Source organism: Streptomyces sp. NPDC001796, assembly GCF_042892355.1.
In the GTDB taxonomy this organism is placed as follows: Bacteria; Actinomycetota; Actinomycetes; order Streptomycetales; family Streptomycetaceae; genus Streptomyces.
Genome location: NZ_JBIAUC010000001.1, coordinates 640,691 through 654,571, shown reverse-complemented (window position 1 = coordinate 654,571; position 13,881 = coordinate 640,691). Strand labels below are relative to the sequence as shown.

At 70.9% G+C, this 13,881-nt stretch carries 11 protein-coding genes; 1 reads left to right on the top strand and 10 read right to left on the bottom strand.

The genetic code is table 11. The features are described from left to right. Nucleotides 1-218 precede the first annotated feature (218 nt). The 10 genes from ACFYZE_RS02900 to rsmH all read right to left on the bottom strand — a co-directional run bounded on the left by ACFYZE_RS02900 (nt 219) and on the right by rsmH (nt 12,893). Nucleotides 219-1,004 carry a cell division protein FtsQ/DivIB gene (locus tag ACFYZE_RS02900; protein WP_388987549.1) on the bottom strand — a complete coding sequence of 262 codons (786 nt, stop codon included), beginning with the start codon at nt 1,002-1,004 and terminating at the stop codon, nt 219-221. 23 nt (nt 1,005-1,027) lie between these two features. Next, nucleotides 1,028-2,119 carry an undecaprenyldiphospho-muramoylpentapeptide beta-N-acetylglucosaminyltransferase gene (gene murG / locus ACFYZE_RS02895; protein WP_388987546.1) on the bottom strand — a complete coding sequence of 364 codons (1,092 nt, stop codon included), beginning with the start codon at nt 2,117-2,119 and terminating at the stop codon, nt 1,028-1,030. Between the two features lie 6 nt (nt 2,120-2,125). Continuing rightward, nucleotides 2,126-3,475: a putative lipid II flippase FtsW gene (ftsW, locus tag ACFYZE_RS02890; RefSeq protein WP_388987543.1), complete on the bottom strand. Its 1,350-nt coding sequence runs from the start codon at nt 3,473-3,475 to the stop codon at nt 2,126-2,128. 118 nt (nt 3,476-3,593) lie between these two features. After that, nucleotides 3,594-5,024 (bottom strand): UDP-N-acetylmuramoyl-L-alanine--D-glutamate ligase, encoded by a 1,431-nt coding sequence (gene murD / locus ACFYZE_RS02885; protein WP_388987540.1) that lies wholly within the window; start codon nt 5,022-5,024, stop codon nt 3,594-3,596. Next, nucleotides 5,006-6,079: a phospho-N-acetylmuramoyl-pentapeptide-transferase gene (gene mraY / locus ACFYZE_RS02880; protein WP_388987537.1), complete on the bottom strand. Its 1,074-nt coding sequence runs from the start codon at nt 6,077-6,079 to the stop codon at nt 5,006-5,008. Before mraY ends, murD begins: the two co-directional genes overlap by 19 nt. Then, nucleotides 6,076-7,491: a UDP-N-acetylmuramoyl-tripeptide--D-alanyl-D-alanine ligase gene (murF, locus tag ACFYZE_RS02875; protein ID WP_388987534.1), complete on the bottom strand. Its 1,416-nt coding sequence runs from the start codon at nt 7,489-7,491 to the stop codon at nt 6,076-6,078. The genes mraY and murF overlap by 4 nt, the downstream gene beginning before the upstream one ends. 4 nt (nt 7,492-7,495) lie before the next feature. Further along, nucleotides 7,496-9,073: a UDP-N-acetylmuramoyl-L-alanyl-D-glutamate--2,6-diaminopimelate ligase gene (locus tag ACFYZE_RS02870; protein WP_388987936.1), complete on the bottom strand. Its 1,578-nt coding sequence runs from the start codon at nt 9,071-9,073 to the stop codon at nt 7,496-7,498. A gap of 235 nt (nt 9,074-9,308) precedes the next feature. Further along, complete coding sequence (locus ACFYZE_RS02865) at nt 9,309-11,261, bottom strand: peptidoglycan D,D-transpeptidase FtsI family protein (protein WP_388987531.1); 1,953 nt, start codon at nt 11,259-11,261, stop codon at nt 9,309-9,311. A 5-nt stretch (nt 11,262-11,266) separates the two neighbouring features. Beyond that, nucleotides 11,267-11,830, bottom strand: a complete 564-nt coding sequence (locus tag ACFYZE_RS02860; RefSeq protein WP_388987528.1) for a septum formation initiator family protein — start codon at nt 11,828-11,830, stop codon at nt 11,267-11,269. A gap of 106 nt (nt 11,831-11,936) precedes the next feature. After that, nucleotides 11,937-12,893 (bottom strand): 16S rRNA (cytosine(1402)-N(4))-methyltransferase RsmH, encoded by a 957-nt coding sequence (gene rsmH / locus ACFYZE_RS02855; protein ID WP_388987526.1) that lies wholly within the window; start codon nt 12,891-12,893, stop codon nt 11,937-11,939. Between the two features lie 417 nt (nt 12,894-13,310). Between rsmH and ACFYZE_RS02850 the strand changes: the two genes are divergently transcribed. Beyond that, the gene (locus ACFYZE_RS02850; protein ID WP_388987524.1) at nt 13,311-13,853 is read left to right on the top strand and encodes a beta-class carbonic anhydrase; all 543 of its coding nucleotides are present in this window, start codon (nt 13,311-13,313) and stop codon (nt 13,851-13,853) included. Nucleotides 13,854-13,881 lie beyond the last annotated feature (28 nt).

The following is a 13,881-nucleotide window of genomic DNA, read 5'->3' as shown; positions in this document are numbered from 1 at the left end:
GGCGGATGCCGAATGGGACGGTCCGAACGCCGACCCGAACCCTAACCCTGAAGTTTAGGGTTACCAGTGTGTCTGTTCCTTGGACTCTTCCGAACAGGACACTAAGTCGACAAGTGGCGCCCGTTCAACGAACACGCCGAACCTCCCGCTTTTCTTTTCACCCTATGTGATCAGCCGTAGCAGTGCCCAACCAGGGTGCTGGCCTGCGCGGATGTGCGTCAACTCCCCGATGACGCGGGGGCGGTGGGGACGCTGACATCGAAGTGCCGCGCGCCGGACGCGGCTTTCATCAGCGCGGTGAGCGCGGCGGCCTTCGCGCGGCCCCCCTCGCTGCTGCCCCACAGCACGGTCCGCCCGCCACTCAACTCCAGCGAGATGGCGTCATAGGAACGGACTCTGACGGTCCGGATGTCCCGCTTGACGCCGGCCGGTACGTCCCGGGCCACGCGGGCGGCCTCGCGGACCATCCGGTCGGTGCCGAACCGGCGCCAGCCGGCCGACTTGGACACGGTCAATTCCAGAGCCGGGATGCCGTTCGGGGCCTGCGAAACCGTGGCGAACCGTACACCCTCCCTGTCCACTTCTACGAACTTTCCGCCGTTTTTGATGACCAGAACGGGAGTACGTTCAGTCACTTTCAGCCCGATTCCGTGGGGCCAGGAGCGGACGGCGTCAATCGTGTCAATTCGAGGCAGTTTCCGGCGCACACGCGCCTCGATCGCCTCGGTGTCGACGGAAATCAGCGGCGTTCCGATCCTTGCTCCGGCCGCCTCGCGCACCTGCGCCGTGGTCAGCACCCCGGTTCCGGAAACGGACACGTGCTCCACGCGCAGCCACGGGGAGCCGTACAGCAGCCAGAGCGAGCCGCCGGCCGCCAACACCGCCGCCAGCGATAGGATGATGAGCATACGAAGGGTGCGCAGCCGCCCGGGACGGGGCGGCCGGGGCGAGCCGGGCCGAACCTGCTTCCGCTCGCCGCGCTCGGCGGTCGTCGGTCCGGCCACGGTTCCTGCCTTCCCTCAAGCTGTCACTGGTGGCGCGAAGCGATCGCCTCGTACACCATGCCGACCAGCAGCTCGTCGGCGTCACGGCGGCCGAACTCGCTGGCGGCACGGGACATCTGGTACAGCCGGTGCGGGTCGGCGAGCACCGGCAGGACGTTCTGCTGGACCCACTCGGGCGTGAGTTCCGCGTCGTCGACCAGCAGTCCGCCGCCGGCCTTGACCACCGGCTGGGCGTTCAGCCGCTGTTCGCCGTTGCCGATGGGCAGCGGAACGTACGCGGCCGGCAGCCCGACGGCGGAGAGTTCGGCGACGGTCATCGCGCCCGCGCGGCAGAGCATCATGTCGGCCGCCGCGTACGCGAGGTCCATCCGGTCCAGATAACTTACCGGGATGTAGGGCGGCATCCCCGGCATCTGGTGCACCTGCGGCAGTTCGTTCTTCGGGCCGACCGCGTGCAGGATCTGGATGCCGGACTGCTGGAGGTACGGGGCGACCTGCTGGACGACCTCGTTGAGCCGGCGGGCGCCCTGGGAGCCGCCGGAGACCAGCAGCGTCGGCAGGTTCGGGTCGAGACCGAACGCGGCGCGGGCCTCGGGCCGTACGGCGGCGCGGTCCAGGGTGGCGATCGAGCGGCGCAGCGGGATGCCGATGTAGCGGGCGCCGCGCAGCTTGCTGTCCGGCGTGGAGACGGCGACCTGGGCGGCGTACCGCGAGCCGATCTTGTTGGCGAGGCCGGGGCGTGCGTTGGCCTCGTGGATGATGATCGGCACGCCGAGTCGCTTGGCGGCCAGATAACCGGGCAGCGCGACATAGCCGCCGAAGCCGACGACGGCGTCCGCCTTGGTGCGCTCGATGATCTGCTCCGCAGCCTTGATCGTGCCCCGCAGCCGCCCGGGGACCGTGATCAGCTCGGGGGTCGGCTTGCGCGGCAGGGGGACGGCGGGGATCAGCGCGAGTTCATAGCCCCGCTCGGGGACGAGCCTGGTCTCCAGCCCGCGCTCCGTGCCCAGGGCCGTGATCCCCACGGTCGGATCCTGCCTGCGCAGGGCGTCCGCGAGGGCGAGCGCGGGCTCGATGTGGCCGGCGGTCCCCCCACCGGCGAGTACGACATGCACCGAAATTCACCGCTCTCCGGACGAACGCGCCGCCGAGGCACGCCGTCGCATCGTGTTCCATCTCCGAGGCCCCCGATCCATCCTGGTGCCTCCCGCCCGCTTTCTACCAAAGCGGGGTTGCCGCATCGCAAGCGCCGCCCGCGCAGCGGGCTCGTCGCGCGCGAAGGCGATCAGCAGCCCGATGGCGAACATGGTCGGCAGCAGGGCGGATCCCCCGTAGGAGAACAGCGGGAGCGGGACGCCGGCGATCGGCAGCAGGCCGAGCACCGCACCCATGTTGATCACGGCCTGGGCCATGATCCAGGTGGTCACGCCTCCCGCGGCATACCTCACGAAGGGATCCTCCGTGCGTCCGGCCACGCGGATACCCGCATAGCCTAGAGCCGCGAAGAGGGCCAGTACCGACAGCGTGCCCGCGAGGCCGAGTTCCTCACCGGTGACGGCGAAGATGAAGTCAGTGTGCGCCTCGGGGAGTTGCCCCCATTTCTCCACACTTGCACCGAGCCCGGAACCGAAAATTCCGCCGGAGGCGAGGGCATAGAGGCCGTGCACGCCCTGCCAGCAGATGTCGTTCGGACCCAGGTCGGTCGCGCCGATGCAGGCCAGGCGGTTCAGGCGGTGCGGGCTGCTCTCGATGGCGAGGGCGCCGAGCACCACGGCGACGCCCAGCACGCCGGCGAACAGCCGCGTGGGCGCCCCGGCCAGCCACAGCAGTCCGAACAGGATCGCGGTCAGGATGATCGTCGTACCCATGTCGCCGCCCAGCATGATCAGCCCGAGCAGCAGGAACGCCATCGGAACGAGCGGCACCAGCATGTGCTTCCACTGCGTGAGCAGCCGCTTGTCCTGCTTGCGCGCGATCAGGTCGGCGCCCCACAGCACGAGCGCGAGCTTGCCGAACTCGCTGGGCTGGATCTGGAAGGAGCCGCCCAGCGAGATCCAGTTCTGGTTCCCGTTGACCGCCATGCCCACCCCCGGCACCTGTACCAGGACGAGCAGGAAGAGGGCACCGGCCAGGATGGGGTACGCCAGCGCCCGGTGCAGCTTCACGGGCATCCGTGAGGCGACGAGCATCAGCAGGGCCCCGATCGCGGCCGCGAGGAACTGCTTGCGGAAGAAGTACGACCCGGGCAGCGACATCTGCAGCGCGGTGATCTGGGAGGCCGAGTAGACCATGACCAGACCCAGCACCGTGATCAGCAGACTGCTGCCGAGGATCAGGTAGTACGCGGTGAGCGGCCTGTCCCACGCCCGCCGGGCCCGCGCGACGAGCCGGGTGAGTGCGTTGTCGCGCGGCGGCGGGGCGGTGGGGGGGCGCTTGGGCGCGCGCGGCGCGGTACGGCTACTGGCTGCCACCGGTCACCTCATCGTCGCTGTGACACCGGCGGGCCGCCGCCGTCGAATCACCAGCCACATTCCACTCACGCGTCCCTCCAAGGGTCCCCAGGCCACCGGCGGTGGCCGAGACCCGGCGTCAGGCGCCCGCGCCCTCACCGAGTTCGCGAACGGCCTCCGCGAACGCATCCCCACGCTTGTTGTAGTTGGCGAACATGTCCATCGAGGCACAAGCAGGGGCCAGCAACACGGTGTCACCCGTATGCGCCAGCTTCCGCGCCTCGGCCACAGCCGCCCGCATCGCCCCAGTGTCGGTCCGTTCGAGGTCCACCACCGGTACTTCCGGCGCGTGTCGCGCGAAGGCTTCACGGATCAGCGCCCGGTCCGCACCGATGAGCACCACACCCCGAAGCCGCTTGGCCGCGCCCGCGACCAGTTCGTCGAAGGTCGCTCCCTTGGCGAGCCCGCCCGCGATCCACACGATCGACTCATAGGCCGCCAACGAGGCCCCAGCGGCATGCGTGTTGGTGGCCTTGGAGTCGTCGACGTACGCGACGCCGTCCACGTCCGCCACGTGCGCGATGCGGTGCGCGTCCGGCCGGAAGGCGCGCAGTCCGTCCCGTACGGCCCCGGCCGGCACCCCGAAGGCGCGCGCGAGGGCCGCCGCCGCAAGGGCGTTGGCGATGTTGTGCGGGGCGGGCGGGTTGACGTCGGAGACCTCCGCCAGCTCCTGCGCGTTCTTCTGCCGGTCCTCGACGAAGGCGCGGTCCACCAGAATGCCGTCGACGACGCCGAGTTGGGACGGCGCGGGTGTGCCCAGCGTGAAGCCGACGGCCCGGCAACCCTCCTCGACGTCCGCGTCGCGCACCAGGTCCTCGGTGGCCTTGTCGGCGACGTTGTAGACGCAGGCGACCCGATTGCCCTCGTAGATACGGCCCTTGTCCTTGGCGTAGGCCTCCATCGAGCCGTGCCAGTCGAGGTGATCGGGCGCCAGGTTCAGTACGGCGGCGGAGTGGGCGCGCAGCGACGGGGCCCAGTGGAGCTGATAGCTCGACAATTCCACCGCCAGGACGTCGTACTTCTCCTCGCCGAGGACGACGTCGAGCAGCGAGACCCCGATGTTGCCGACGGCGGCCGTGCGCAGGCCCGCCGCCTCCAGGATGGAGGCGAGCATCTGCACGGTCGTGGTCTTGCCGTTGGTGCCGGTGACCGCGAGCCAGGGCGCGGCGTCGGGGCCGCGCAGCTGCCAGGCGAGCTCGACGTCGCCCCAGACCGGCACCCCCGCCTTCGTGGCCGCGGCGAACAGCGGCTTGTCCGGCTTCCAGCCGGGCGCGGTGACGATCAGCTCGGTGCCCTCGGGCAGGGTCGCGCCATCACCGAGGCGCACGGTGATCCCGAGCGCCTCCAGCTCTGCGGCCTGCACCCGGGCCCGCTCGTCGTCGCCGTCGTTGACGACGGTCACGACCGCGCCGAGCCCGTGCAGCACCTTGGCCGCCGGGACGCCCGAGACGCCGAGCCCGGCGACGGTGACGTGCTTGCCCTGCCAGTCGGTCACTTTTCCGCTGCCCATCCTGCATAGAAGATGCCCAGTCCGACGACCACGCAAATACCCTGGATGATCCAGAACCTGACCACCACCAGGACCTCTGACCAGCCCTTGAGCTCGAAGTGGTGCTGGAGCGGCGCCATCCGGAAGACCCGCTTGCCGGTGAGGCGGAAGGAGCCCACCTGGATCACGACGGACATGGTGATCAGGACGAACAGACCGCCCAGCAGCGCGAGCAGCAGCTCGGTGCGGGAGCAGATGGCGAGGCCGGCGAGCGCGCCGCCCAGCGCGAGCGACCCGGTGTCGCCCATGAAGATCTTGGCCGGTGAGGTGTTCCACCACAGGAAGCCCAGGCAGGAGCCCATCAGCGCCGAGGCGACGATGGCGAGGTCGAGGGGGTCGCGCACCTGGTAGCAGGCCGACGGGTTGGTCAGCGTCATGGCGTTGGCGCAGGACTCCTGGAACTGCCAGACGCCGATGAACGTGTACGCGCCGAACACGAGCACGGAGGCGCCGGTGGCCAGGCCGTCGAGACCGTCGGTGAGGTTCACGCCGTTCGACATCGCGAGGATCATGAACAGCGCCCAGATGACGAACAGCACCGGGCCGATGGTCCAGCCGAAGTCCTGCACGAAGGACAGCTTGGTGGAGGCCGGGGTGTTGCCGTGGCTGTCGGCGAACTGCAGCGCCAGCACCGCGAAGGCGATGCCGACGATCAGCTGTCCGGCCATCTTGGCCTTGGCGCGCAGACCGAGCGACCGACGCTTGACGATCTTGATGTAGTCGTCGAGGAAGCCGACCAGGCCCATGCCCGCCATCAGCGCGAGCACCAGCAGCCCGGAGTAGTTGGGCGAGTAGCCGGTGATCACCTTGGACAGGAAGTACGCGGCGATCGTCGACAGGATGAAGGCGATACCGCCCATGGTCGGCGTACCGCGCTTGCTGGCGTGCTCGCGCGGTCCGTCGTCGCGGATGTACTGCCCGTAGCCCTTGCGGGCCAGCAGCTTGATCAGCAGCGGCGTGCCGACCAGCGTCAGGAAGAGGCCAATGACTCCTGCGAACAGGATCTGCTTCATCATCGGGCGGCAACCTCACCCTCGGCACCGGTCTCGAGCAGCGCCTGCGCCACGCTCTCGAGCCCGACCGACCGGGACGCCTTCACGAGTACGACGTCTCCCGGGCGCAACTCGCTGCGCAACAGGTCGATCGCCGCCTGTGCGTCGGACACGTGCACCGACTCCTCACCCCACGAACCCTCGTTATATGCGCCCAGTTGCAGCCAGGACGCTTCCCTGTCCCCGACCGCGACGAGCTTGCTGACGTTGAGCCGGACGGCGAGCCGTCCGACCGCGTCGTGCTCGGCGAGCGCCTCGTCCCCGAGCTCGGCCATCTTGCCGAGCACCGCCCAGGTCCGCCGTCCCCGGCCCATGGCGGCCAGCGCGCGCAGGGCGGCCTTCATGGACTCGGGGTTGGCGTTGTAGGCGTCGTTGACGATGGTCACGCCGTCAGGGCGCTCGGTGACCTCCATCCGCCAGCGGGAGAGGGAGCCCGCCTCGGAGAGCGCGACGGCGATCTCTTCTGCGGACATGCCCAGCTCATGGGCGACGGCGGCCGCGGCGAGCGCGTTCGACACGTGGTGCTCACCGTACAGGCGCATGGTCACATCGGATGCACCGGAGGGTGTGTGAAGCCTGAAGGCGGGCTGTCCGCTGTCCGTGAGTCTCACGTTCTCGGCGCGTACGTCCGCTTCGTCGGACTCTCCGAAAAGGATCACCTTCGCCTTCGTACGGGAGGTCATGGCACGCACGTACGGGTCGTCGGCGTTGAGGACCGCGATGCCGCCGGCGTCCGAGGAGGGCAGGCTCTCGACGAGTTCGCCCTTCGCCTGTGCGATCTGTTCGCGGCCGCCGAACTCGCCGATGTGGGCGGAGCCGACGTTGAGCACGACACCGACCTTCGGCGGGGTCAGCTCGGTGAGGTATCGGATGTGGCCGATGCCGCGGGCGCCCATCTCCAGGACGAGGAACCTGGTGTCCTCGGTGGCGCTGAGGGCGGTCAGCGGCAGCCCGATCTCGTTGTTGAGCGAGCCGGGTGTGAACACGGTCGGCGCCTTGCGCTGCAGCACCTGGGCGATGAGGTCCTTGGTGCTGGTCTTGCCGGCGGAGCCGGTGAGGGCCACGAGGGTCGCCCCCAGCCGTGAGACGACGTGACGCGCGAGGGCGCCGAGGGCGGCCTGGACGTCCTCCACGACGATCGCGGGCACGCCGACGGGGCGCGACGCCAGAACGGCGGCGGCACCCGCCTCGACGGCCGCCCGCGCGAAGTCGTGGCCGTCCACGCGTTCGCCGACGAAGGCGACGAAGAGGCAACCGGGCCCCACCTCGCGGGAGTCCCGGACGACCGGCCCGGTGACCTGGACGGACGGGTCCGGTATGTCATGCGTCTGCCCGCCGACGACTTCTGCGATCTCGGCGAGGGAGAGGGCGATCACAAGTTCATCCCTGGGTCTTCTGGATAGCTTCGCGAAGCACCTGGCGGTCGTCGAAGGGACGGACCACTCCGGCGATGTCCTGGCCCTGTTCGTGGCCCTTGCCCGCGACGAGCACGGTGTCCCCGGGCCGCGCGCGGGCGACGGCCGCTTCGATGGCGGCGGCCCGGTCCTCGAAGACCTGGACCTCGCCGCGCTCGTGCGCGGGCACGGACGCGGCGCCCTGGAGCATGGTGGCGAGGATCGCGAGGGGGTCCTCGGAGCGCGGGTTGTCGGAGGTCAGTACGGCGGTGTCGGCGAGCCGGGCCGCGGCGGCGCCCATGGGGGCGCGCTTGGTGGTGTCACGGTCGCCGCCGCAGCCGATGACGACGTGCAGCCTGCCTTCGGTGACCTTGCGCAGGGCGCGCAGCACCGATTCGACGGCGTCGGTCTTGTGGGCGTAGTCCACGACCGCGAGGTAGGGCTGGCCGGCGTCCACGCGCTCCAGTCGCCCGGGGACGCCCGGCACGGCGGCGACGCCGTCGGCGGCGGTCTGCGGGTCGAGCCCGGCCTCGGCGAGGGCGACGATCGCTGCGAGGGTGTTCGCCACGTTGAACGGGCCCGGCAGCGGAGACCGGGCGGCGATCCGCTGCTCCTTGGGGCCGATCACGGTGAACGTGGAGTCCAGCGGGCCGATGTGGACGTCCTCTGCGCGCCAGTCGGCGTCGGGGTGACCCTCGGCGGAGTAGGTGACGACCGGGACGCCGGCCTCCTTGGCGAGCCTGCGGCCGTACTCGTCGTCGACGTTGACCACGCCCAGCCTGCTGCGTTTCTGGGTGAACAGCTGCGCCTTCGCCCGGTAGTAGTCCTCCATGTCGGAGTGGAACTCCATGTGTTCCGGGCTGAGGTTGGTGAAGACGGCGACGTCGAACACGCAGCCGTCGACGCGACCGAGTACCAGCGCGTGGCTGGATACCTCCATGGCGACGGCCTCGACCCCCCGCTCGCGCATGACCGCGAACAGGGCCTGCAGGTCGGTGGCCTCGGGGGTGGTGCGCTCGGACTTGATGCGGGTCTCGCCGACGCGCATCTCGACCGTGCCGATGAGCCCGACCCGTCGCCCACCATCGCCCTCAGCCGACGGCGCGTCGCGCCGGCCCCCCTCGTTCGTGGAGCGGACCGTCTTCAGGCCGCCCTCGACGAGGTAGGCGGTGGTGGTCTTGCCGGAGGTGCCGGTGATGCCGATCTGGAGCAGGTCACGGCCGGGGTGGCCGTAGATCGTGGCCGCCAGCTCCCCCATCCGTGCGCGGGGGTCGTCGACCACCAGGACCGGCAGGCCGGTCACGGCGGCACGCTCGGCGCCCGTCGGGTCGGTCAGCACGGCGACCGCGCCGAGTCCGGCGGCCTGGGTGACGAAGTCGGCGCCGTGCGCCCGGGCGCCGGGCAGGGCGGCGTACAGGTCGCCGGGGCGGACGGCGCGTGAGTCGTGGGTGATGCCCGTGACCTCGGCGGCGCCCTCCGGGGCGGTGACACCCAGCTGGCCGGCGAGCTCCGCGAGGGGTGTGGCGGAGACGTGCTGCGGCCTGGGCGGTCCCGGATACGTCACGGAAGCGCCCTTCTGAGTGGTGGGGGACTGATCAGCGTGTGGCACGGCGGTGAGCGTACCGGGCGCACCCCCCGGGGGGCGAAAGGGGAGCCCGCGCGAAGCACGGTCCGACGAGGGCGGTGGTGGGAGGCGCGAGGGCGAGGGCGAGGGCAGGGTGTGGTTCCCGGGGTCGGGGGTGTTCGTTGTCACGAGCTGGTTCCTGGTCGGTCTTTCCCGTAGTGCTTCGTGGAGCTGATCATGGCGTGAACGTGATGGGCAGGTTCGCCGGGGCGGTTCCGGTCGGCGGGACTTGCAGGGTCTTCAGGGCGAACTCCATCACCTGCTTGAAGACGGGGCCGCAGATGTCGCCGCCGAAGTAGCTGCCCTTCGTGGCGTTCTGGATCGCGCAGTAGACGGTGATGCGCGGGTTGTCCGCAGGGGCGAACCCGGCAAAGGAGGACGTGTAGCCGCGGTACCTGCCGGTGGCCGGATCCACACGGTTGGCCGTACCCGTCTTGCCCGCGACGCGGTAGCCGGGGATGCGCGCCTTGTTGCCGGTTCCCTGCCCGTCGTCCACGACGGCCTCCAGCATCTGGGCCAGCGTCTTCGCCGTCTTGTCGCTGACGACCCTGGTCTTCTCGGGCTGGGGGGCCGGGGTGAAGCGGCCGTCCGGGCCCTTCGTACCGCGCACCAGGGTGGGCTCGACGCGCACGCCGCCGTTGGCGATGGTCGAGTAGACGGACGCGGCCTGCACCGCGTTGATCGACACGCCCTGGCCGAAAGGAATCGTGTACTGCTGGGAGGTCGACCACTTGCCGGGCGGCGCGAGGATGCCCGCGGTCTCACCCGGGAAGTCGAGTCCGGTGGGGCGGCCGATGCCGAATTTGCGCAGGTAGGAGTACAGGACCTCGTTGGCCTGCGCCTGCGTTCTGCCGAGCTGGCCGGCCGCCAGGATGGTGCCGATGTTGCTGGACTTGGCGAGGACGCCGTTGAGGGTCAGGTACCAGGTCGTGTGGTCGACGTCGTCCGCGAAGAGCCGGTCGCCGCGGTGCAGCCGGTTGGGCACGGTGACGTGGGTCAGGGGGGTCGCGGCGTTCTCCTGCAGCACGGCCGCCATGGTCATGACCTTGGCGGTGGAGCCGGGCTCGTACGCGTCCTGCAGGGCGGCGTTGCCGAGGGCGGCCGAGTTGGCGTGCGCGAGGTCGTTGGGGTCGAAGCCGGGCGAGTTGGCGAGGGCCAGGATCTGACCGGTCCGGGTGTCCTGCACCACGACGTACCCGCGATCGGCCTTGGACTTCTTCACCTGGTCGGTGATGGCGCTCTGGGCGGCCCACTGGATGTCCCGGTCGATGGTCAGCTCGACGTCCGAACCGGCCACGGCGGGTGTCTCGGCGGAGCCCGCGGTCGGCACCAGACGACCGCCGGACTGGGCGTAGCGGATCTTGCCGTCCTTGCCTGCCAGCTCCTGGTTCAGCTGTTGCTCGATGCCTCCGGCGCCCTTGCCCTCGGCGCTGACCCAGCCGAGTACCCCGGCGGCGAGGTCGCCGTTGGGGTAGACGCGCTTGTTGGTGGGCTCGGCGAGGACTCCGGCGAGGACGTTGGCCGTGTTCGGGTCCGTCCTCGCCTTGGCCGCGAGGGTGTTCCTCAGATCCTTGATCTGGTTCCACACCTGAGGGGTCTGGCGGTGGGCGAGCAGCACGTACTGGGTGTCCGGAGTCCTGAGCTTCCTGGCGATCTCGGCGGTGTCCTGGCCGATGATCGGGGCGAGCAGAGCGGCGGCCTGCTCGGGGGCGTCCGCGACCTTGGTGACCTTCGGCGTGAAGAGCGTCGGGTCGGCCGTGATGTCGTACGCGTCCACGCTGCTCGCCAGCTCGACGCCGTTGCGGTCGGTGATCTCGCCGCGGACGGCGGCCAGGGTACGGCCGACGTAGCGGTTCTGGTCGGCCTTGGCGGTGTACGTGCTCGCGTCCACGGCCTGCACCTGGAGCAGCCGTACGACGAAGGCGGACATCACCAGGGTGAGCGCGAGGCCGATCAGGCGCAGCCGGGGGCGGGGGCTGCCGAGCCGGATGGTGCGCGGGGCGGGGCGGCGGCCCGGGGCCGGGCGGCGTGCCGGACGGGCGCCGGGGGCCGGGCGGCGCCGGGCGTCGGGACGCACGGGCCGGGCGGGGCCGGGCACGCGACGGCGCGGCGGTTCCCTGTCGGACACTTCCGTCACCTGCCGGGGGTCGGGGAGGGAGCTGCGGGCGGGGTCGGGGACGCGGCCGTGCGGGCGGCCGGGGTCGGGGACGCGGCCGTGCGGGCGGCCGCCGGATGCGTGGAAGGGGACGGTGACGGCGGTGCCGCCGGGCTGGGGGCGGTGCTGAGCGCCTCGGGCGGGCGCACGGCGGCGGCGGTGCTCGCCGGGGCCTGCTGACCGGAGGGCCTGGGGACGCCCTTGACGGTGCCGTCGGGGTTCAGGAAGGCGGGGTCGCCGCCGGGGACCATGCCGAGTTCGCGGGCCCGGCGCTGGAGCGCGTCGGGCGCGGAGTAGGCGTCCACGTCCCGTTGGAGGGCCTGTTCCTCGTCGGTGAGGCTCTTGGTCTGCCGTTGCAGGTCGTCGAGCTTGAACGCGCCCTCGCTGAGCGCGGAGTTCAGCATGAGGAGCGCGATGAGGCCGCCGCCGAGCAGCAGGACGACGAGCAGCACGAAGGGTGTACGGGCGGCCCGGCTGCCGCCGGCGGGGATCAGCCGGGCTAGCCGGGCTGCCCGGCCCCTGAGTTCGGGTTTGCCGCTCACACGCCCTCCCGCCGCGCTTCCACACCCTCCTCGCGTCTCCTGCTCACTCGCCCACCCCTTTCGTGCGCCTCACTCGGTTGTCGTACGGCTCACTCGGTGCCCTGGCTCACTCGACGTCCTCACGGACGCGCTCGGCACCACGCAGACGTGCCGGAGCCGCCCGGCGGTTCTCGGCGATCTCTTCCTCGGTGGGAAGTTCGGCACCGCGGGTGAGGAGCTTGAGCCGGGGCTGGTAGCGCTCGGGGACGACCGGCAGCCCGGGCGGCGCGGTGCTCGCCGCACCCGCCGCGAACACCTGCTTGACCAGACGGTCCTCGAGCGAGTGGTAGGAGAGGACGGCGATCCGGCCGCCGACGGACAGTGCCTTGACGGCCGCGGGGATCGCCCGTTCCAGGACGGAGAGCTCGCCGTTGACCTCGATGCGCAGCGCCTGGAAGGTGCGCTTGGCCGGGTTGCCGCCGGTCCGCTTGGCCGCCTGCGGGAGCGCGTCGCGGATCAGCTCCACGAGCCGCGCGCTGTTGCTGAACGGCTCCTTCTCGCGCTCGCGCACGATCGCGGACACGATCCGCTTGGCCTGCTTCTCCTCGCCGTACGTCCGCAGGATCCGCACCAGGTCGCCGGCCGGGTAGGTGTTGAGGACCTCGGCGGCGCTGATGCCCGTCGTCTGGTCCATGCGCATGTCGAGCGGGGCGTCCTGGGCGTAGGCGAAACCGCGCTCGGCCTCGTCGAGCTGCATGGAGGAGACGCCGAGGTCGAAGAGCACGCCCTGGACGCGCGGGAGGCCCAGCCGGGCGAGCACGTCGGGCAGTTCGTCGTAGACCGCGTGCACCAGCGTGGCGCGGTCGCCGAAGGGGGCGAGGCGCTCCCCGGACAGGCGCAGCGCCTCCTTGTCCCGGTCCAGCCCGATGAGCCGGGCCGCGGGGAACCGCGTCAGCAGCGCCTCGCTGTGGCCGCCGAGCCCGAGGGTGCAGTCGACGACGACGGCCCCCGGCTCGGCGAGGGCCGGGGCCAGCATGTCCAGGCACTGCCGGAGCATGACGGGCACGTGTCGACTCTGGGACAAGGGGGCCTCTCAGATCCGGCGCGGCCCGCATCGCACCGCCAGGTCCCCGCCCGCTCACAAGGCGGCCTGCCGGCGCCGGAAGCGTCAGCCGACCGGGAGCGGGAGGAGGCCGAGCCGTACGTACGCGCCGCGCACGCGGGGAGTCGTCGGCGTCCGCCGACTCCTCCGGGGTGAACAGTGGCGGGGAGAGCGTCTCGCCTCCCGCTTCGCGTCACTTTAGTCCACCCTGTCTCGCGGTCAATCAACGGGCCTGCGTGTGGCGCCACCGGCCCGCCACGGCGGGAGGATTCGAAAGGATTCACCCATCCGATGGAAGTTTCCCATCGGGTGTGGGTTGGCTCACAACACGCCGCAGTGGCGTTTTTTGTCCCTGCCCACAAGGGGCCGAGATCGCCGATGACCAGTAACGTCATGGGTATGACGACTTCCGCATCCGTACCCGCCGGTCCCGAAGGCGCCATAGCAGGCCCCGTCACCGATCGCCTCGTCGAGGCCAACCAGCGCTACGCCACGGCGTTCACCGATCCCGGGATGGACGCCCGTCCCGTGCTCGGCGTCGCCGTCGTGGCCTGCATGGACGCACGCCTCGACCTGCATGCCGCGCTCGGCCTGAAGCTGGGCGACTGTCACACCATCCGCAACGCGGGCGGCGTGGTCACCGACGACGTGATCCGCTCCCTCACCATCAGCCAGCGGGCGCTCGGCACCCGCAGCATCGTGCTCATCCACCACACGGGCTGCGGCCTGGAGTCGCTGACCGAGGAGTTCCGGCACGAGCTGGAGATGGAGGTCGGCCAGCGGCCTTCCTGGGCGGTCGAGGCGTTCCGCGACGTCGACCAGGACGTGCGGCAGTCGATGCAGCGCGTGCGCACCTCGCCGTTCCTGGTGCACACGGACGACGTGCGCGGTTTCGTGTTCGACGTGAAGACGGGCCGGCTGCGGGAGATCGATCCGGCATAACGGCACGTTCCGGGCCCCCGCCCCGTTC